This window comes from Shewanella sp. ALD9 (assembly GCF_002836315.1).
GTDB lineage: Bacteria > Pseudomonadota > Gammaproteobacteria > Enterobacterales > Shewanellaceae > Shewanella.
Map to the genome: position 1 here is coordinate 110,123 of NZ_PJCD01000044.1, position 20,935 is coordinate 131,057.

22 protein-coding genes and 1 pseudogene are annotated in these 20,935 nt (G+C 40.8%); 14 read left to right on the forward strand and 9 right to left on the reverse strand.

All coding sequences use genetic code 11. From position 1 onward, the window contains the following. Positions 1-19: 19 nt before the first annotated feature. The 7 genes and pseudogenes from CXF88_RS21380 to CXF88_RS21410 all read right to left on the reverse strand — a co-directional run. Positions 20-259: pseudogene (locus CXF88_RS21380) on the reverse strand (FKBP-type peptidyl-prolyl cis-trans isomerase); the annotation flags it as partial. A 46-nt stretch (positions 260-305) separates the two neighbouring features. Then, entirely contained in the window at positions 306-1,328 is a 1,023-nt protein-coding gene (locus CXF88_RS21385) for a DUF4062 domain-containing protein (RefSeq protein WP_157822847.1), read from the reverse strand. 165 nt (positions 1,329-1,493) lie between these two features. Continuing rightward, a complete protein-coding gene (locus tag CXF88_RS21390) occupies positions 1,494-1,964 on the reverse strand; it encodes an FKBP-type peptidyl-prolyl cis-trans isomerase (protein WP_101088776.1) in 471 nt (156 codons plus the stop codon). Between the two features lie 102 nt (positions 1,965-2,066). Beyond that, entirely contained in the window at positions 2,067-2,417 is a 351-nt protein-coding gene (locus tag CXF88_RS21395; RefSeq protein WP_101088777.1) for a DUF1294 domain-containing protein, read from the reverse strand. Positions 2,418-2,536: 119 nt separating this feature from the next. Then, positions 2,537-3,685 (reverse strand): DUF418 domain-containing protein, encoded by a 1,149-nt coding sequence (locus CXF88_RS21400; RefSeq protein ID WP_101088778.1) that lies wholly within the window; start codon positions 3,683-3,685, stop codon positions 2,537-2,539. A 206-nt stretch (positions 3,686-3,891) separates the two neighbouring features. Beyond that, a complete protein-coding gene (locus CXF88_RS21405) occupies positions 3,892-4,779 on the reverse strand; it encodes an SPFH domain-containing protein (RefSeq protein WP_101088779.1) in 888 nt (295 codons plus the stop codon). A gap of 45 nt (positions 4,780-4,824) precedes the next feature. Beyond that, complete coding sequence (locus CXF88_RS21410; protein WP_101088780.1) at positions 4,825-5,301, reverse strand: hotdog fold domain-containing protein; 477 nt, start codon at positions 5,299-5,301, stop codon at positions 4,825-4,827. Between the two features lie 178 nt (positions 5,302-5,479). Here CXF88_RS21410 and CXF88_RS21415 point away from each other — a divergent pair, with 178 nt between their 5' ends. From CXF88_RS21415 to CXF88_RS21475, 13 genes are all read left to right on the forward strand, one after another. Next, positions 5,480-6,370 carry a DUF368 domain-containing protein gene (locus CXF88_RS21415; RefSeq protein WP_101088862.1) on the forward strand — a complete coding sequence of 297 codons (891 nt, stop codon included), beginning with the start codon at positions 5,480-5,482 and terminating at the stop codon, positions 6,368-6,370. Between the two features lie 269 nt (positions 6,371-6,639). After that, positions 6,640-7,593 (forward strand): DUF523 and DUF1722 domain-containing protein, encoded by a 954-nt coding sequence (locus tag CXF88_RS21420; protein WP_101088863.1) that lies wholly within the window; start codon positions 6,640-6,642, stop codon positions 7,591-7,593. Positions 7,594-7,604: 11 nt separating this feature from the next. Further along, positions 7,605-9,038 (forward strand): deoxyribodipyrimidine photo-lyase, encoded by a 1,434-nt coding sequence (phrB, locus tag CXF88_RS21425; protein WP_101088781.1) that lies wholly within the window; start codon positions 7,605-7,607, stop codon positions 9,036-9,038. Between the two features lie 313 nt (positions 9,039-9,351). Further along, entirely contained in the window at positions 9,352-10,563 is a 1,212-nt protein-coding gene (locus tag CXF88_RS21430) for an NnrS family protein (protein WP_101088782.1), read from the forward strand. A gap of 190 nt (positions 10,564-10,753) precedes the next feature. Beyond that, positions 10,754-12,079 (forward strand): ammonia-forming cytochrome c nitrite reductase subunit c552, encoded by a 1,326-nt coding sequence (locus CXF88_RS21435; RefSeq protein WP_242445226.1) that lies wholly within the window; start codon positions 10,754-10,756, stop codon positions 12,077-12,079. Between the two features lie 331 nt (positions 12,080-12,410). Beyond that, entirely contained in the window at positions 12,411-12,809 is a 399-nt protein-coding gene (locus tag CXF88_RS21440) for a nuclear transport factor 2 family protein (protein ID WP_197708488.1), read from the forward strand. Next, complete coding sequence (locus CXF88_RS21445) at positions 12,809-13,558, forward strand: SDR family NAD(P)-dependent oxidoreductase (RefSeq protein ID WP_101088785.1); 750 nt, start codon at positions 12,809-12,811, stop codon at positions 13,556-13,558. Before CXF88_RS21440 ends, CXF88_RS21445 begins: the two co-directional genes overlap by 1 nt. A 54-nt stretch (positions 13,559-13,612) precedes the next feature. After that, a complete protein-coding gene (locus CXF88_RS21450) occupies positions 13,613-14,881 on the forward strand; it encodes an FAD-dependent oxidoreductase (protein WP_101088786.1) in 1,269 nt (422 codons plus the stop codon). Then, entirely contained in the window at positions 14,878-15,699 is an 822-nt protein-coding gene (locus tag CXF88_RS21455) for a DUF1365 domain-containing protein (RefSeq protein ID WP_101088787.1), read from the forward strand. The genes CXF88_RS21450 and CXF88_RS21455 overlap by 4 nt, the downstream gene beginning before the upstream one ends. Before the next feature lie 100 nt (positions 15,700-15,799). Next, complete coding sequence (locus CXF88_RS21460; protein WP_101088788.1) at positions 15,800-17,038, forward strand: cyclopropane-fatty-acyl-phospholipid synthase family protein; 1,239 nt, start codon at positions 15,800-15,802, stop codon at positions 17,036-17,038. A gap of 80 nt (positions 17,039-17,118) precedes the next feature. Then, positions 17,119-17,649: a DUF2878 domain-containing protein gene (locus tag CXF88_RS21465; protein ID WP_101088789.1), complete on the forward strand. Its 531-nt coding sequence runs from the start codon at positions 17,119-17,121 to the stop codon at positions 17,647-17,649. Beyond that, the gene (locus CXF88_RS21470) at positions 17,646-18,320 is read left to right on the forward strand and encodes a chalcone isomerase family protein (RefSeq protein ID WP_101088790.1); all 675 of its coding nucleotides are present in this window, start codon (positions 17,646-17,648) and stop codon (positions 18,318-18,320) included. The genes CXF88_RS21465 and CXF88_RS21470 overlap by 4 nt, the downstream gene beginning before the upstream one ends. Before the next feature lie 143 nt (positions 18,321-18,463). Then, complete coding sequence (locus CXF88_RS21475) at positions 18,464-18,964, forward strand: DUF3833 domain-containing protein (protein ID WP_242445227.1); 501 nt, start codon at positions 18,464-18,466, stop codon at positions 18,962-18,964. Positions 18,965-19,150: 186 nt separating this feature from the next. Here CXF88_RS21475 and CXF88_RS21480 read toward each other — a convergent pair whose 3' ends face one another. After that, positions 19,151-19,495 carry a DUF3634 family protein gene (locus tag CXF88_RS21480; protein ID WP_101088792.1) on the reverse strand — a complete coding sequence of 115 codons (345 nt, stop codon included), beginning with the start codon at positions 19,493-19,495 and terminating at the stop codon, positions 19,151-19,153. A gap of 405 nt (positions 19,496-19,900) precedes the next feature. On the opposite strand from CXF88_RS21480, the gene CXF88_RS21485 reads away from it, so the two are divergent. Further along, the gene (locus CXF88_RS21485; protein ID WP_101088793.1) at positions 19,901-20,080 is read left to right on the forward strand and encodes a hypothetical protein; all 180 of its coding nucleotides are present in this window, start codon (positions 19,901-19,903) and stop codon (positions 20,078-20,080) included. A 129-nt stretch (positions 20,081-20,209) separates the two neighbouring features. Here CXF88_RS21485 and CXF88_RS21490 read toward each other — a convergent pair whose 3' ends face one another. Beyond that, entirely contained in the window at positions 20,210-20,932 is a 723-nt protein-coding gene (locus CXF88_RS21490) for a TorF family putative porin (RefSeq protein ID WP_101088794.1), read from the reverse strand. Between the last annotated feature and the right edge of the window lie 3 nt (positions 20,933-20,935).

Sequence of the window (20,935 nt, forward strand, 5' to 3'; positions counted from 1 at the left end):
AACTGATCTTCATTGCTGATTAGTTAATTTCAAATAACTCAACATCAAAAATCAGTACTGAGCCGCCGGCGATTTTACCGGTTGAGCGATTGCCATAAGCCAATTGGCTTGGAATATAAAAACGGAATTTATCGCCAATATTCATGAGTTGTACACCCTCGGTCCAACCGGCTATCACTTGATTTAAACCAAAGCTGATTGTTTCGCCGCGATCAACAGAGCTGTCGAATACGCTACCGTCAATGAGTGTGCCGTTGTATTAACAACTACAGTTTATTTTTTAGTATTAACGGCGAATATTTTGCTTAAAATGGGAAGGTAAAATCATCTAAAACTTCTTTTTGTGTTTTAGGATCGAGTTTTTTTAATGACTCAAATGCTTCTTGAACAGCTCTGCATATTGCTGAGTCTGTTTCATCAATAGGAGCGACATCTGCAATAAAACCGCTTGAATCCATCAAATATGATTTTTCTGTGCGATTGTCTTTTATTCTGGTTACTTTAAAGTCACCTGTCGCCACTAAAAATTCATGCCAATATTCATAATCGTTAGGTTTAGGCATAGTCTCAATATTATGTTTAGCACAGTATTCTTTTTCAAACATGCCTTCTATGAATTGATGAAAGGTTTTAGCTTCAGCCTTCAAATCAATTTCAGTAATTTTTTCTTCAGCATGTTCAGCATCTGTAGTTCTAAGTAATACTTTTATTAATTCAGCTGATTTTTCAGTCGCTATCTTTAAGTCATCAATTAGCCTATTTGTGATTCGCGAGTCATCAGCTCTTTTTCTTTCTGCTAGCAAGTCATACATCATTCCTGCCCATTGCTTCTTTAGATAGCTTTCCATATCTGCAAAGTTGTTAAATGAAACTAAGGCATTGTTAATAATGTTTTTTCTTACTTCATCAATGAAGCTAAAAATCTTAATGTTGTCGATACTTGGATATGTTATTTGCTCAAAAAAATCAGGATTACTTTTCTTGTTTGAAAGATAAGTATGATGGTCTGAATAAACTGCATTCTCAACTAACGCAAAAATAGGAATCTTATTTTTGACAGCTTCTCGATACTCATTATTAGTAATAGACCCTTCTTTGTCTTTATGTTCACCACCGTATCGCCCGCCAATGATCAAGATGAACAATTGGCAAGTAGCAACTTCACTCAGGCAAGCGTCATGTGTATGTGTATCTACACCGTAGTAAACATCACCATCGTCAGAAAGTACTGGCTCGTAACCTATGGTTTTAACAAAGTATTTCAGGTTTTCTCTGATATGTTTTAAGTCGTAACAAGTGGAACTGATAAAGACTCTAGGGATAGCCAATGTGTAATCCTTTACTGGGCGATAGTTGAAAAATATCGGGTTATTATTGTTATGTTTAACCTGTTGGTTAGAACTGTCAACAACAGTTTAAAATTAATAAAGTACTTAGTAACTCAGAAAATGCAAAAGCCTCCCGAAGGAGGCTTTCATCTACGGAACAGACAATTAGTTGATTTCAAATAACTCAACATCAAAAATCAGTACTGAACCACCTTCAATGTTACCTGTTGAGCGATTGCCGTAAGCCAATTGGCTTGGAATATAAAAACGGAATTTGTCGCCAATACTCATGAGTTGTACACCTTCGGTCCAACCGGCTATCACTTGATTTAAACCAAAGCTGATTGTTTCGCCGCGATCAACAGAGCTGTCGAATACGCTACCGTCAATGAGTGTGCCGTGATAATGCACGGTAACCTTACTTTTTGCGCTAGGGTGTTCAGTATTCTCGCTTTTAACGAGTACTTCATATTGTAAGCCAGATAAGGTTTGGCTGACGCCTTCGCGTTTGGTATTTTCAGCTAAAAAAATCTTACCTTTCTCAATATTTTCTTTAGCGGCTTTAGAATTGTTAGATTGAGTGAAAAAATAAAAAATAACGCCCGCAATGACCAGCACGGCCAAAATCATACGCATAATTGATCTCGAATTGTTGGGTAGATAGTGTGGCTAGTTTAGCGTAAAAATTGCTGAGCTAATACTCATCAACACGATTGAAGCGACAATTGAACCAACAGCTTAACGGTATGCGTCTAATAACGGATGCCACAGCTGATAACACAATAAGCTGACTCCAACTGAGTTGAGTATGATGCAACACCACAATATCCGTTTAAAAGACGATTTTTGGGTTTTATGACGTAAGTGATACTGGCCGAGTAGCGCTGCTGGCCAGCCGCCAATTAAAGAAAAAAACTGTAAGGTGCTTTCTTTTATGCGCCATTGCCCCTGTTTAGCCGCCGATTTATCACGATAATACAAACTATAAGTGACCACATTAATTAGGCCATATACCCCAGCTAACCAGGGCTGAATAGTGGCAAAAATAGCGCCAATGAGCAGCAACATCAACCAAGCAAACTTATTCATTTTAGTGCCTGCTCTGTGAGATTAATTTTATCATATTGATTTCGTCATACTGATGAGGTCAATCAGCATTGCACACAATGGTAGTTGCATAGATTCTTCTTTTAAGTGTATATGTTTCATTAGCTTGTGCGGGAGACTAACACACGCCAAAGCTTTTCTAATGGGCCTTGATTGAATTTGCGTAAATAGACATCCGCTAACAACAGTTGAAATACACTGTAGATAATCGCAATTGAGACGTAACCTATTCGGTCTAGTGAGTACAGCCAGTCTGGTGCGATATAACGTAACAGTAAAATACCGACTATTGACTGGAGAATGTACAAACTAAACGCCATCCGCCCGACGTTTTGCAGTAGTTTCAGTCTATGTGGCGTATTTTGGCAGAATTTAACAATAATGTGGATATAAATCAAAGCTGTCGCAATAGCGCTGAACCACAATAAAAGATCAGACATCGACTCCAACATCTGATTGCCACTTAGACTTAATATCGAGTCTAATGATGCTAATGTGATGGCCCAAAATACACATTGCCACAGGGTTTTATTATCCAATCCATCAACAAAGATATTGCGTTTATATAACGCCATCCCTAAAAGCATTAAGCCGGTGATATACCACATTAACGTTAATGGAATAACCGCCAGCATGTACGCAAACATGGTTAGGTGCAGGGTCAGTTGTTGTTGGTAGCTACCGGTCCAAGCAGCAAGTTGCTCGATGAAGAAAGCTGAATCTCGTGAATAAACTTGATCGTCTGGCATGAGCGAAATAAGTGCGATGGGTATAAATGATAAAAAGATAAACCATTTAGCTTTACGGATTAGTTCATCGGCACTGAGGCTAATGTAGCGAAAAGCTAATAATCCACTGACACCATAAGACAATAATATATCGCCAGGAAAGATGAAAATAGCGTGTATTACGCCAAAGGCAATTAACCAATACAGACGGCTTTTTATGCGTTTATTCTGCTGAGTAGTGGTGGCTGTCTCCATTCTCATTTGCTGGCGTTGGTATTGGATTAGCATTCCCACCCCAAAAATCATCGCAAATAGGCTAAAGAAACGACCTTCTAAAAAGAAATTGCTAAAAATGAGTAGGATAATGTCGCTGGTGGGTTGAACCTCATGAGGAGCGTAACCGAAAAAACTATTGCCCATAAAATAGATATTAAGGAAGAAAATACCTAATACGCCAAGCCCTCTGATAGCGTCAAGATTAGCCAAACGAGCTTGTTGGACCGGAGCGCTATGCTCATCCATGTAGGTTGCAGTGTTAATCGCTTAATTCCTTTTATTTTTAGCTGTTTATAAACCCTCTTTATTCATTAAAGAGGCGCTGTTAGAGATTACCAGCCAAAAGCGGTAATGCAACTAGATAATACGTTTAGGTGAGGCAAGATGATGATAAAAAAACAAGCGTTCAGTATTAATACCGAACGCTTGTTTTGTGAAGTATGCAGTTTGGTTTATTTGGTTGTTTGCACTTCAAGGAACGGGATAGTACCAGTAGGTAACATGGTTGTTGGTAAGCGCCCATCCCAACGTTCCGCTTTAGTCAATTCAACTAAATTTTGATTTTGCGCTAGCGCTTCAGCACGAATTTTAATGGCTGATGCTTCTGCGTTACCTTTAATACGGATACTTTCTGCTTCGGCAATTGCGCGGGCCAATTGTGAATCTGCTTCCGCTTGTGCTTGAGTGACGGCAATTTGGGCACTAACACGCTCTTTTTCAAGATTCTGTAATTGGGTTTGTACTTCTACTTCTGCACGCATTCTGTCTTCTACTGATTTCTCGTATGCGTTGCTAAAATCGATATTTTCAATCTGTACCGAATTAATGGTCACCGGGCCTTTAATTGATTTAGTAATGGCGTCAGTGACATCAATACCAAACTTGATACGTTCTTGAACCGCAGAAATAGCAGTGTACTTACCAAAAATATTCTCAATTTGGGTTGGCACTTGGCGGTCGAGTAAGCGTGACACCATTAAGTCGATACTTTTGAAATTAGCATATACTTCTTCAACACGATCTGGCGGTATGCTAAATGTGACTGATGCGCGTAAGGTGGCAGGTTGTTGATCGCGGCTATACGCCTGTAAACCTTGGTAGTTTGCGGTATGAGTTTGGGTTGATATTTTAACCACGGTATCCATCAGTGGAATTTTAAATCCAAGACCGGGTTCTGCAGTATCGATAATTTTACCGTTACGCAGCAATACCCCACGTTCACCCTGATCAATGGTATACCAGCTGCCATATAAACTGATCAGCATTAGCAGTAAAACTGCGACTGGAATGATTTTACCGAGATGATTTGTGTTAGCTTGCGCCAGACCATTTTTTAACATTATGCTTCCCTAGCAAAAGTGAATAAAGGTGATTAAATTACTTAGTTATTTTTGAGGTTTCTCTGAAATCCATAGCTTAATATGCCCTTGGACCACCACAACACCGTTAGTGTCATAGGCTTTTACGTCGACTAACATATCACCCACTTGCCATTGTTCTGGTTTTACCTCTGCCACACATAAAATGTCGCTGCCCGCTTTGGCGGTGTAATCAACGCTCATGCCTTTAGGGATCCAGCGTAAATGAGCCGGGATTGATGCTTCTGCCATCGTACCCATGGCCATTTCCAGACCATTACAAATGGCAATCACATGCACGGTTCCAATATGATTTTGGACTTTCTTGCGCTTTTTGATTAAACATTCGCAGCGGTTAACGCGTAAATCACTTATGTAAGGGTGTACTGTGCCAAAATAGGGCGCCATTCGAGACACCATTTTAGAAAAAATCTGTTTACCAAATGGATAAGCAGTGACTTTCTTATATAGTGACATGACTTTATTGGGTTTAGTTGGGATCATAAATGAACTCTAATCGTTATCTGGTCGGACGAGATTAACATTGTTGTAACCTGCGGAAAAGCCCCGTTGAATATTTTCCATCGCTCATTGCAAAGGGCACAGGTATAATTTACGTGATTAGACACATTAAGGATGAATTTTGAAAACTGACTCACTGTTATTGAATTATTTCAAAGGTATGGCCATGGGCGCTGCAGATGTTGTGCCGGGCGTGTCGGGTGGCACTATTGCGTTTATTACCGGTATTTTAGACCCATTATTGGATGGCATTCGCAAAATAAACTGGTCGTTAGTGGGCATTATCAAACAAAAAGGCATTAAAGCCGCCTTTTTACACATTAACGGTCCTTTTCTCGTGTGTGTATTTGGTGGGATCCTCACCAGTATTTTTACCTTAGCTAAATTGATTTCTTGGCTATTGGTCACTCACCCCATTCCTGTGTGGTCGTTCTTTTTTGGATTAATTTTATTTTCAGTGGTTCATATGCTTAAGCAAGTGAACAAATTCACTGCTATGCGGATTGCCATGTTCATTGTCGGTGTCGCCTTTGCGTGGGCTATTACAGTGTTACATCCTATTGAAATGCAGGTGAGTTACCTTAATTTCTTCTTTTGTGGTGCTATTGCTATTTGCGCCATGATATTACCTGGGATTTCAGGCAGCTTTATTTTGTTGCTTTTAGGGATGTATCCAGCGGTATTAGCGGCAGCTAAAGGCTTTGATATTGTTTATTTAGCCTGTTTTGCGATTGGTGCTGTGGTTGGATTATTAAGTTTTAGTCATGTGTTATCGGCTTTGTTACGTAAATTCCATGACACGACGTTATTATTTTTAACGGGATTAATGCTCGGGACGCTAGGTAAAATTTGGCCATGGAAACAAGTGATCAGTTGGCGCGAGAATTCTAAGGGTGAATTAGTGCCTTTGGTTGAGCAAAATTTATCTCCGTTTCAGTTTGAGCAAATCACTGGCGAATCATCACAAATTATCATTGCCATAGTGTGTCTGCTGGTGGGGATTGGTTTGGTGTGGGGATTAGAACGCGTCGGCAACAAAGCGAATAGTTAATCCTGTTGAAGCTTAATCTGGGCCGTTCAGGTGGAAGACAAGTAAAAGATGAATAATGAAGCAGAACTTAGGTTCTGTTTTTTTGTGTGCGTTATTTGACTAATATGTAGGCTCATATTGCAAAAACGATAAATAACCCTATAAATAATGAACTTAATGGGTGTTTTATTCGTATTTTTGCTTAATAGTATGTGTAGTTAGCATGACATCTTTTTTTATCCCACTTTGGGAATATTACGGTTGCCACAGGAGTGCATAATATGCCAAATATCGATACATTTGTGCCAGAAAAAATCCAAATTGGGATCAGCAGTTGCTTGTTGGGTAACCAAGTCCGCTTTGATGGCGGACACAAAAACTCTTATTACTGTAGACAAGAAATAGAACCATTTTTTGAATACACCACTGTTTGCCCTGAAATGGCGATTGGCATGGGCGCACCACGCAAAAGTATCCGTCAAATACGAGATGGCGATGTAGTGCATATTCGCAGTGCTGATGGAACGCTCGATGTGACAGACAAGCTTAATGAATACTCCCAAGCAAAAGTGGAAGAGCTTGATTACCTTGGCGGTTATATTTTATGTGCCAAATCACCAACCTGTGGCATGGAAAGGGTTACCGAGTACAAAATTGGTACCAATCATGGCACTAAAACCGGCATCGGTGTTTTTGCAAAAAAATTAATGGAACGCTACCCATTTCTGCCAGTAGAAGAAGAAGGCCGTTTACATGACTTGCCACTAAGAGAAAACTTTTTCACCCGTGTATTTGCTTATAACGATTGGAAGCAAATGACTAAATCGGGTCTCACTAAACATAAGCTAATGCAGTTCCATTCGCGTTATAAGTATCTATTAATGGCCCACAGCCCGCAGTGGTATCGCGATTTAGGACCTATATTGGCCGATATTCAAGATGTTGAGCAAACTGCGCAACAATATTTTGAAGGCTTTATGACGGCACTTAAAATTATTGCCACCCGTAAAAATCACACCAGTACTTTGCAGCATATTCAAGGCTATTTTAAGAAGCAGTTAACCGCTGAACAAAAAGAAGAGTTGAGTGAGTCAATTTTAAAATATCGCCAAGGGTTGTTGCCTTTGCTGGTGCCAATCACCTTGATTAACCATTATGTGCGTGAGTTTCATACCCCGTATATTCAAGAGCAGGTGTATTTAAATCCACATCCAGAAGCGCTTAAGCTTCGTTATGCTTATTAGGTCGATTGTGAATGACTTCTATGAATAGTTTAATGTGGTTTAGGCAAGATTTACGGGTGGCAGATAATCCGGCTTTAGTGGCTGCGTGTGAGTTTGCTGCCAGTAATCATAGTCATGTTCGAGCTGTGTATTTTGTCACACCAGCACAATGGGCGCAGCATGATGTCGCGCCGATACAAATTGATTTTATCCAGCGACATGTCAATTTGTTAGCACAGGCATTGGCGGTGTTAGGTATTCATCTAGATGTGTTGCATGCGCAAGACTTTGATGAAGTACAAACCCTGTTAGCCGCTTATATCGACAAGCATAATATTGCTGCTGTGTTTGCTGCTAATGAGCCTGAAATAAATGAACGTCGTCGAGACTGCGCATTAATTGATAACGGCATGCCATTAACATTAATAGACCAAGATTGTGTATTGGCACCAGGGCAAGTGAAAAACTTGGCTGGTGATATGTACAAAGTCTTTAGCCCTTTTGCTAAAAAGTGGAAAAGTATTGCTGGCCAGCGCGCGATAGTTCCCGTCGCGGTGCCAGAGCCAATAGCTGCTGTACTTCCAGCCCCTAGCGAAATCGTATTTAACTGCGATAATATATCTAGTGAGCAATGGTCTGCAGGAGAGGGCGCTGCAAAGCGAATACTCGATCAATTTCTAGCAAACCAAGTTGCAGATTATCAAGCTGAGAGGGATTTCCCTGCCCTTGAAGGAACCAGTCGATTATCGCCTTTTTTAGCTATTGGGGTTATTAGTTCGCGTCAATGTGTCGCAGCGATATTAGCGCGTTATCCTCAAGCCTTAGTTGATGATACTTGCCCCGCAAAAACGTGGTTAAATGAATTGATTTGGCGTGAGTTTTATCGCCATTTACTGGTGGCATTTCCACGCCTATCCATGAACCATAACTTTAATGAGTTAGGCGACGGCATTGTGTGGCGCAATAATCTTGCTGAGTTTACCGCCTGGTGTAATGGTCAAACAGGCTATCCAATTATTGATGCTGCTATGCGTCAATTAAATCAAACCGGTTGGATGCATAATCGATTACGCATGGTGGTAGCCAGCTTTTTAACTAAACACCTATTGGTGGATTGGCGTTGGGGCGAGCGATATTTTAGGCAAAAACTAATTGATGGTGACTTAGCCGCCAATAATGGTGGTTGGCAATGGTCAGCAGGAACCGGCTGCGATGCGCAACCTTATTTTCGCGTATTTAACCCAATGACCCAAAGTAGCAAGTTCGACCCTGATGCCAGTTTCATAAAGCGTTATGTACCCGAATTGTCTACTTGGCCTTTGGCCGATATTCATCAACCCAAAACCATCAATGTGAATGACTTATTTGCACAACGCCAGGATGACCGATACCCACAACCTATTGTCGAACACAAGATGGCACGCTTGCGGGCGATAGAAGTACTAAGTGCGCTAAAGCGTGGTTAATTGTTTCGATCAACATTTAACGCAGTTCGCAAGACAAAGGGCTGTTTGAGAGCCGTTTGTTATCTTGAACTCAGGTTACTGAGTCCATTTTAGTTCGAGAAATCAGCAACAACACAATTAAGCCGCTATTATCTCTTATGATAATAGCGGCTTTTTTTGCGTTAGATCACACTATGAGCTTGGCTGGTGAGTGGATTGATGAGTATTGATTGAAGCACATCAATTAACAGCATAGAATGGCCATATTAAAGATTTATATATTATGCATGTTTAAATCTTGTTGATGTTAATCCACTAAGTGAGTGCACTGCTTATGCTGAATATTGATGATCCTGCTGAAATTGATAACACTCCTGCAATATGGCGTTTGGGTTTTAGACCGTTTTTTTTAGGTGGAGCAAGTGTCGCAGCGTTATACATCCCGTTGTGGTTAATGGGCTGGTTTACTCCGCAATATAGCTTATTTAACAGTGAGTTTTGGGCCAATGTTGTGCCCCTATGGTGGCACCCTCACGAAATGTTATTTGGTTTCGCTATGGCTATTGTGTGCGGTTTTTTACTCACAGCAGTACAAGCGTGGACCAATCAACCCACTATTACGGGGCGCGCGTTAATGGTCACCTTTGGTTGTTGGCTCATTGCCCGCTTAATGTTGCTATTACCAATGAACATTCCTTTGATACTACCTGCAATATTTGACAGCTTATTTTTAGGGTTAAGTGCGTTGGCATTGTGGCGCTGTATTTATCCGGTTAAACAATGGCGCAATATAGGTTTTCCTATCATGCTGGTGGTCGCATTGTTGGTTAATTTAGCCAGTTATTACGCCTTGTCCGAACGTAACTTTTCGTTATCGACCCAATTATGGCAAGGAATGATTTGGTGGATTGCCATGGTTATTACCATTGTTGGCGGTCGAGTTATCCCATTTTTTACCGCAATGAAAATTCAACAACCCAAGCCTGATCCCATTAATGTGTTAGAAAATACATTATTATTAGCAATGGGTTTACTGTTTATTCAAGCAATAAGTCATTGGTTTCCAAAGGGGATTGAACAAGCACTGCTTGCAGTAGCAGGTATATTACATTTAGTCCGTTTTGCTCGTTGGCAAGCACATAAAACCCTAAAAGAGCCGATGCTGTGGTCATTGCATATTTCGTATCTATCGTTGCCAATCACATTGTTATTGATGGCAATCAACATTGATAACGAATATGCCTATCGTACCTTATTGCATTTATTTGCTATTGGCGGCATCGCATCATTATGTTTATCAATGATTTCACGCGTTTCACTTGGGCATACTAGTCGCAATATCTATCAAGGCCCTAATATGACGTGGGCATTTTTATGTTTGCCTCTCGCCGCTGTTTTACGTGCAGGAATGCCTTTGTTGATGCCTGAATACACCCAAATTTGGTTATGGGCAGCTGGAGCATGTTGGTTTATCGGTTTTGGTTTATTTGTATGGTTTTACGCGCCGATTTTACTGCGTCCACGTCTTGATGGTCGTCCTGGATAACGTGAGCTAAATTGATGACGCTATACTAAACAGTTCAAAAGTAGTGCTACAGACTTATCGAACAATGTAGCGCTGTAAATTAAGAGATTGGAGAAAGGTTAGCAATATGATGGATCTACTTATCGATGTAATAATGAAAGCGACTCGGCCAATGCGAAGCAAGGTAGGGTTAAGCATTATTATTAGCGCAATGGCATTGCTGAGTCTAACGTCTTGGTCGCTTCAAAGTGCTGAAGTGGATCCTAATCAACTTAAGTTTCCACAACAATATGACTCTTGGCAAGCAACAGAAGAACAAGTCGAACGAGACGATATACTGGCGCAATATCCTGCCAATATCATTTTATGGGCGGGTTCGTCATTTGCCAAAGAATACCATAGCCCTCGAGGGCATCAGTTTGCTGTTGCTGACGTGACGCATACCTTGCGTACTGGTGTTGCAATAGCTGAAGGCGACAAAGGTTTATCTGCCAGTTGCTGGACCTGTAAAACACCTGATGCCCCTAGATTGATCAAAGAAATGGGTATGCAAGGTTTTTCAGATGCCAATTTTGTCGATTTAGGCCGTGAAATCAAATCCGTTGTTTACTGCAGTGATTGTCATGTTGATGGCAGTGCTAAACTCGCATTACCACGCCCTCATGCGCAAAATGCGATGGAAAAAATTAAACTGCCTTTTGATAAGCAAGACCGCAGCATGCAAGGCGCTCAGGTTTGTGGTCAATGTCATGTGAGTTATTATTTCCAGCCTGAAAATAATAACAAAGTTAATATTCCATGGATTTTTGGCAGCACTGCTGATGAAATTGAAAAATATTACGATACTCGTCGCTTTTACGAATGGATCCACCCAATTTCTAAAACCCCAATATTAAAAGCGCGTCATCCAGAGTTTGAGCATTGGAGCCGTTCGGCTCATGCTAAGCAAGGCGTGACGTGTATAACTTGTCATATGCCGCCTGCGACCGATGAAAAAGGCGCTACATTTACTGACCATAAGGTGGGTGGCGCATTAGACAATTTTGATCGTAGTTGTGCAAATTGTCATAGCAGTAAAGCGGCCATCACCAAAAAGCTTGATAAAACCAAAGCTAATATTGATGCTAAATCACGAAATGTAGAGTCATTGCTGATTAAAGCACATTACGAAGCCAAAGCAGCATGGGATGCCGGAGCCACATGGCCGCAAATGAATGATGCGATTATGGCTATTCGTCATTCACAATGGCGCTGGGATTTTGCCACCGCATCGCATGGTATGTACGCTCATAATCCTAAAGAAGGGATTGAGTTACTGGATAAATCAACTGAACAGGTTACGTATGCCCGTGAAGCATTAGCCCGCATATTGAGTCAAATGTCAGTGACCAAGGTTGAGTATCCAGATTACAGTACCAAACAAAAAGCCCATGCCGCTATTGGCTTTATTGAAGCCGACGCCATTAAAGCCAAACAAGCTTTTATTAAACAAGAAGTTGATAAACACTGGCAGCCGGTAGCCAAAAAGGGTTACTAAAGAACAGTTTCAATTTATAAACGTTATTAACGCCTAAGCCATGCTTAGGCGTGTTACTTTGTGATTCGTTTAAAGGGTGATCTACTTCCTGCGCTATCTCGTATGGATACCAAGTTAGTTTTTATTTACTGCACGGCCATGAAATACTTTTATCTTATTGTCATATAAGGCATTGTTATATCTGGTTGCGTGTATTCTTTCTTGGTCGTGTAATAGGAGTCCGTTAATGCAAGGTGCACAGTCGACAGTTGATACTCAATCCGAATCATTAAATGCTGACAGCTCTGCGTCCGTTAATGGTCATCCGGTTATTGTTGATGCTTTTATTAATATGTATCAACAGCTTAATAAAGATAATCTATTTTTACTACGTCAAGTTTATCGGGATGATATTTGCTTTCGAGATCCCATGCATCATGTAGAGGGAATCGAAGCATTAACCGATTATTTTGCCAACATGTATCAAAATGTCACCCACATTGAATTTGATATTAAAGAAGTGGTGATCAGTGCTGATAAGCAACAAGCAGCATTGTATTGGACTATGAGCTATTCACACCCTAAATTAAGTAAGGGACAGCTGATTAATGTTGAAGGCATGTCACAACTTAAATTCTCTGAGAAGATTTTTTCTCACCGTGATTATTTTGATCTGGGCCAAATGCTGTACGAGCAAGTGCCGTTTTTAGGTGGCTTGATTGGCTTACTCAAAAATAGGGTGACTAAGTAATGGCAATGGTTCCTGCGGATACAACAGCGGTTTTGATAACCGGTGCAAGTTCTGGTATTGGTTTAGCTTTAGCGCAGCATTATCTGGCTAAAGGCGTGGCCGTTATAGCCTGTGGTCGAAATGCCCAAGCCTTACAAGCCATAACTGGGGCCACTCCGCTTGAATTTGATATTACCGATAGTTCTCAGGTACAAGCCGCCGCCGCCAAACTTAAGCAACTGTTACACGATAATCACTGGCAGTTGCAGCAGGTGATTCTTAATGCTGGCAGCTGTGAATACATTGACGATGCATTGCATTTCGACTCAGCGCTATTTGCCAGAGTCATCAATACTAATGTGGTTGCCATGGGTTACTGCCTTGAGCATTTTTTACCTTTATTGAGCCGTGGTGCGCAACTCGGGTTAATGAGTTCAAGTGCCACTTATTTACCGTTTCCGCGTGCCGAAGCTTATGGTTCATCAAAAGCGGCTATTGGTTATTTAGGCCGTAGTTTACGAGTTGACCTTGCTCAGCATGGTATTGGGGTGAGCGTTATTTGTCCGGGCTTTGTTAAAACCCCGTTAACCGCCAAAAACGACTTTGCTATGCCAATGCAAATCACCGCTAAGCAAGCGGCTGAGGCTATTTATAATGGTATGCAGCGTCAACGCCGTGAAATCCATTTCCCAACTAAATTTACTTGGTTACTTAAATTAGCCTCTTTATTGCCAGAAAAATTACTAGTATTTTTGCTGGCACCTAAATAGTAAACCCAAGTCAATTCACCACAAGAACAAGTATTAGCGTCAAGGATTAACTAAATGAAAAATATTGCTGTAATTGGTACTGGGATTTCGGGGTTAACGTGTGCCCACCTATTAAGCCGTGAACACACGGTAACCGTGTTTGAGGCTAATGATTATATTGGTGGCCATACAGCGACCATTGATGTGGAAGTAGCAGGGCAGCAATACGCAATAGACTCTGGTTTTATTGTGTTTAATGACCGGACTTATCCGCTATTTGAAACATTAATGGCACAACTTAATATTAAGTCTTTACCGACTGAAATGAGTTTTAGTGTTAATAATGCACTCACTGGGCTTGAATATAATGGTCATAATTTGTGGAGCTTATTTGCCCAACGTCGTAATTTGTTACGCCCAAGTTTTTACCGGTTTTTAGGTGAAATTGTTCGTTTCAACAATGGTTGTAAAGTTATTTATGAGGCCGACAATTACCCAACGTCTTCACTCGGTGAGTATCTTGATCAACAAGGTTTCTCAGCCTTTTTCTGTGAGCATTACATTTTGCCTATGGGCGCGGCGATTTGGTCTGCCAGTATTGATGATATGCGCGGCTTTTCATTGCGATTCTTTATTCGTTTTTTCCAGCATCATGGTTTATTAAATATTAATGATCGCCCGCAATGGTATGTACTTGAAGGTGGATCGCGCAGTTATATCCCAGCCTTAACCGCACCGTTTAAAGAACGTATCCAGCTTAATTCTCCAGTGAGTGGTATCAAACGTAGCGATGATGGTGTGTATGTTCAAGTTGCTAACGGTGAATGGCAGCACTTTGACGATGTGGTGTTGAGTTGCCATAGCGATCAAGCGTTAGCGATGTTAACCGATGCCACTCAAGATGAGATCGACGTGTTAGGCGCAATGGAATATCAAAATAATGAAGTGGTGCTGCACACAGATATTAATTTATTACCCAAGCGTAAAGCGGCATGGGCAAGTTGGAACTATCGTTTAGATGGTGTTAATCAGCAAGATATTGCTCAGCGTCCGGCTAGCGTGACGTATAATATGAATATTTTGCAGTGTTTACCGAGTAGTGCACCTACATTTTGTGTCACCCTAAATCAAACTGCATCGATTGATGAAAGTAAAATTTTGCGAAAGTTTAATTATGCTCACCCAGTATTTAATGATGCCAGCATGAAGTCGCAAGCGAAAAAATCACTCATTAATGGTAAAAATAATACCTATTTTGCTGGTGCTTACTGGCATAATGGATTTCATGAAGACGCCGTTCGTAGCGCAGTTGATGTATGCGATCTGTTTGGGATTAGTCTATGAATCAAACCACATCGATAATGGAACATGATCAATTAAACAGTGGCATTTATTGCGGCAAGATAAACCATCGCCGTCATACGCCTAAGTTGCACAGTTTTGGTTATAACATTGCGATGATGGCAATTGATTTAGATGAACTGCCGGCAGTAACGGCAGTCAGTAGATTGTTTTCCACAGACAAGTTTACCCCGCTTAAATTTAATCCTAGCGATTACCTCAATTCCCTAAAGCAACAATTTGGTGAGCAACTCGTGCTGAGCTCGGCGAGCAAGGGGGATGATGCCGGCGCATTAAAGCAACGCGTGTTGGCAACCATTAAGCATTTAGGTGCCACACAAACATGCGATAAAGTGATATTTTCTGGGCAGATACGCCATTTTGGTTTTTATTTTAGTCCGGTCAACTTTTACTTTTGTTATCATCAAAATGACATGGTTTATATGCTTGCCGAGGTCAGTAATACCCCTTGGAATGAGCGCCATTGTTATCTGGTTGATATTGCGAATACCGCTCAAACAGACAAAGTCTTTCATGTGTCTCCGTTTATGAATTTAGACATGCATTACTTGTGGCGTATTACGCCTCCGGCCAAAAACTTGAAAGTGACCATTGAAAATCGAAATGCCAATAACGATAAATTATTTGATGCCGGTTTAGTGTTAAAACGCCAATCGATAAATTCGCGATCTATGCGCCGATTTATGCTGAATTATCCCTTGATGACTAGCAAAATTATGCTGGGTATTTATTGGCAGGCAATGAAGCTATTTATTAAACGAATCCCTTTTGTAGGCAAGCAAACGATTAAAGCTAACTAATTTTACAAAATGTAAACCAAATAGATGCTTATCACGTATTACTCTTTAATTACGCCAATAAAGCGAACGAATTAGACAGTGTATGAACTGGAGAGATGACATGGAAAATACGGCGGCAGAAAGCAGCATGACTCAAGCGAGTTTGTCTGACAGCCTAGCAAGGAAAATTCTTCTTCGTGCATTAGCACATCTTGCAGAAGGTCATTTAACCATTGTCGATGGTAATCAAACATCAGAGTTTGGCGATCCTAAAAGCGAAGTTCACGCAACTATGCAAGTTCAGCATGCCAACTTTTATCGTCAAGTGGTATTTGGTGGTTCAATTGGGGCTGGCGAAGCTTATATTCAAGGCCATTGGTGTAGCCCTGACTTAACCAAAGTGGTGCAGGTTTTTGCGCAAAATTTAGCATTACTAGACAACATAGAACGTTATTTTTCATGGTTGAGCAACGGCGTTAATCGCATTAAGCATATATTTAATCGTAATTCTGAAACGGGTTCAAAACGCAATATTCTGGCTCATTACGACTTAGGTAATGACATGTATAAGGAGTTTCTTGACCCAGAAATGATGTATTCAAGTGCACTTTATCCGGCAGATGACAGTAGCTTGAATGAAGCGCAATTACATAAATTGCACACCATTTGCGAGCGCTTAGAGTTAACCCCAGGTCAAACCTTGCTTGAAGTAGGAACTGGTTGGGGGGCGTTGGCCATTTATGCTGCAAAACATTATGGCGTACATGTGACCACTACTACCATTTCTGATGCCCAGTTCAATTATGCACAGGCGCGAGTAAAGCAAGAAGGGCTGGAAGACAGGATTACCTTACTAAAACAAGATTATCGTTTACTGACAGGCGAATATGATCGCGTGGTTTCAATTGAAATGATCGAAGCTGTGGGACACGAATATTTAGCGGGATTTTTTGAAAAACTACAGCATCTGCTTAAGCCAAGCGGTCGCATGCTCATTCAAGCTATTACAATTGCCGATCAACGTTACGACAGTTATCGTAAGAGTGTTGACTTTATTCAGCGTTATATTTTTCCCGGTGGTTGTTTGCCTTCGGTGAGTGAAATGACCAAACATATTGCCAAGAAAACCGACATGGTAACCTGGTCTATCGACGATATGGGCAAGGACTATGCGCGTACCCTAAAACACTGGCATGAAAATTTTGATGCTGCCTACGATAAAATAAAAGCCTTAAATTACGGCGATGACTTTATCCGTATGTGGAAGTTTTATTTGAGCTACTGCGAAGGTGGGTTTTTAGAGCGCACTACTAGCACGGTTCACCTTGTTGCCGTTCGACCGCAATACCGCCCACTATAATATAGTTCTACAGCCCAATAGCCATTATATTCCCCGGTAACACGTTGCCGGGACGTCTCATCCTGTTAGTGTGAGGTGTTATGTCTTCTTACGGTATTCCTCCAAAATTATATATTTTAATCAATGCTTTATGCTTTCAGTTGGTGTGGTGGGCAGGCGTATTAGCTCATAACCAACTTATCTTACTGTCTATTTTATTGCTTATTGGCCATTTTTTGTTATCAACATCAGTTCGTCATGATGCACTGGTAATGTGCGTCTGTGGTGTGATTGGCATCGCGGTTGACAGTCTATTGGTGTGGTTTGGCGTATTTAAGTTCGCCAATATTCCTTACTGGTTGGGATTATTGTGGTTCTACTTTGCGCTTTGTTTGGATTACAGCTTAGCTTTTTTTAGAAAGTTTCCTATTTGGTTACAAGCCTTATTTGGTGGTGTATTTGGCTGTTTAAGTTATCTCGCAGGAGCTAAATTTAACGCAGTAATGTTGCCTTTAGGCGAGATGTGGAGCGCGTTTATACTGGCATTGATCTGGAGTTGCTTATTTCCCGTATTGCTAGCTGTTAGCTCTCGAATCACAACGGTGGATCTTGCTTTGGAGAATCGTAGATGAAAACTTTACATAATGGCGTCAAGTCGCAACCACACATTAAGCTACATCAATCATCACATTGGTTGGTCGAACTACTGTTCGGTGTGGTGGGCGCATTAGTGTTAACGTTGATTGTTGCGGTGAGCATTAACGATGCGTCTGCAAATGATATCAACGATAAGAGCGAAAAAAGCGATATAAGCGGTAAGAGCGATATAAGCGATAAGAACGGTATAAGCGATAAGAACGATATAAGCGATGCGACATTGATTCAAGTTGGCACTGCCGATATGAGTCTGTTATGGCTTGATATTTATAGTGCGAAGTTATTCTCTATTGACGGTAAATACCAAGCTAATCGCTTTCCAATGATTCTCGACATTCAATACCACCGCGATATCGATGCTATTGATTTGGTTGATGCCACTATTGAACAATGGCAGCACTTAGGTTTTACCGAAGCCAATATTGAATTGTACAGGCAGCAGTTAGTTAATGCCTGGCCAGATGTTAAACAGGGCGACAGGCTGACCTTTAAGGTTAACACCCCTGAAGATGCGGCATTTTTACTCAACGACACCCCTTATTATCAAGTCAGTAACGCCCAATTCCCAGAGGCGTTTCTTGACATTTGGTTGTCTGAGAAAACCAGCCGTCCTGAGTTACGTAACCAACTGATTGGAGTTAACTAATGCACGCGATTTTATTATTCATCCGTAAGCAGCGCCATTTTTGCGCCCGAACGCTAACTCAACGGTTAACTCAACAATTAACTAAGCAATTAGCGCGAAAGCTGGCTCAAACTAGCTTATATGTTGCACTCGCATTAGGCGTTATGTCATGTTCATCAGCATCGATTGAAGATTATCAACAAACGACTCCAACGTTAGATTTAGCCACGTTTTTTGATGGTAAATTAACGGCAGCTGGAGTAGTACAAGATTTTTCAGGCAAGGTGACCCGCAAATTTACCGTCACCATGGAAGCGCACTGGGTTGATTCGCCTGAAGGTAAGCAGGGTGTGATAAACGAATGGTTTATTTACGATGATGGCGAAAAGCAAACTCGTGTGTGGAACATTACTGACAAAGGAAATGGGCTCTATGAGGGCACAGCCAATGACATATTAGGCATTGCTCAAGGTGAGTCTCGCGGTAGTGCATTGCGATGGCGTTATGACATGATATTGCCAGTTGATGGTAGTGAATATGAAGTCCATTTTGACGACTGGATGTTTCTGGTCGATGAGAAAACCATTATCAATAAAAGCGATATTATTAAGTTTGGTATCACGGTTGCTCAAGTCACCTTGGTGATTTCTAAACAGCCTGACTAATTGGTATCGCTAAGTCATTGAATAGTTAAATCGACTAAGCATAAAAGCTGAGCCCTGAAAGTGTTAAGCAATAGTCGGGCACTAAGTTAGAGCGTACAGTCACTTTTACTAAATCTAAATAGACATGAAAACAGACACAAAAATGGACTCATTAGAGTCCATTTTTCGTTTGATCAATAGGCCATGTTAGCCTTTAAGTTTAGACGCGTCTGACTGTTTCTTATCGTAATACTCAAATGGAAACTGGTTACGAATTTGCTGGATTAAATTATCGCCAATATTGGCCGACACGTGTAAACGTACGTCACCAGATTTTTCAGCTCTGACTGTGCAAGTCAGTTTATTAGATTTGGCTATGGCACGACAATCACGTTCAAACTTCTCCGGTATTTTGCCTTTATGCTTATTGAGCTTGCCATCTTTAAAATGCATCTCAAAAAGTGTTAATCCACGGTTACCACTAAAAATCAGTTTATAGGCCAGAAAAAATAACCCTGCAATTATCAGTATTTTTATGATGGTATCAGCCATAGTTCGCTCCTTTGTGCCGTATATTCAACGGTTGCTATAACAATAAGATACTCTGGTATGCCATGGATGCAATGCTATTTTATTGAAATCTATGCGCAAGATCTAAATTATATCGCATCAATAAAACCTCATTTATGAATCCATCAAATGTTGTCATATCATTTTTTCATATAAGTGCTTTAGATTAGCAGTTCATTGTTTGACTCATATTAATTGAATGCGTGTTTCTTTTTTATGAAACAAATTTCTTTTAAATCAGCTAAAAGCTTAATTGGTATGTGTGTGGCGTTTTTTTAAGCTGATTTACGGTGTAAATATAGCTTTCTAAAAAAGTGGGCTGTGCTACATTAATGTACATACATGAACGCATGTAAACGGATGTACAACTTATTTAAGGATTGAAAAATGCCATTATCTAATGCTGATCGTTGGGCCGAAATTTGTGAGATTCAATCATCACTGATGCGTAATTTAGCCAGCCAGTTTCCGCAACGAAACGAGCAATTGCAAAATCTTGCAGATGGTTGGCAATGCGTTAAAAAACAAGCCCTAGGGCAGCCGCTAACAGGTTTGAATACTAAGTAATTTCCGTTTTTTCTTTTGTTGTATCGCTACTGTTTTTCGTTAAATATTAGTCATAAAAAAACCGCCATTGGCGGTTTTTTTGTTTTTAAGACTGACTTGTAATCATGGGTACTGATTAACTCACTCGGCTTAGAACGCGTAACTAACGCTCGCTAATAAAGTACCGGTGTTTTTATATAGATCAGAACTTACTTCATTATCACCATCAATGTCGGTGTCTAAATACGCAACCGAGATGCCAAAACCTGACACTTCTGTTGATACACCAATAGAGTAGTCTGAATAGCTGTCAAAGCCTTCTCCGTCATCAATGGCGTCGCCAAAATTGTAACCATAATGCAAATCTAGGCTCCAGTTATCAGCAAACTCCCAGCCATAATTGATTTCGGTGTAATGTAGGTCAAGATCGCTGCCACCATAATCATTAGTAAACCAGTAAGCGGCTCTAAAACCACTAAAGTCGATACCTGCGCTGACTTCTAGATAGTCTAAATCACTTTCTCCAGGGTAGTTATAACGGTACAAGGTTAAGTCATAGCTAGTGTCATCGTTAATTTCACCGTAATAACCAGCATACAAATCAATCTCTACATCTGGGCCATTGTATTCAGGCTCATCAAAATCAATGGTACTTGCCCAAGCACCGACGAAAAATCCGCTATCATGGCTCCAGTCAATATTACCTTGTAGTGCGGGATCTGCTGCACTTTGTGACACACCTCGGAAGCGGTAGTCGTTGGTTACAGTGATTGCACCAGAGACTTCTGCCGTAGCGAGTGGAGCCAGTAGGGTAGCTGATAATGTTAATCCAGTTAACAGTGCAATTCGCGTTCTTTTTAATGTGTTCGACACGAT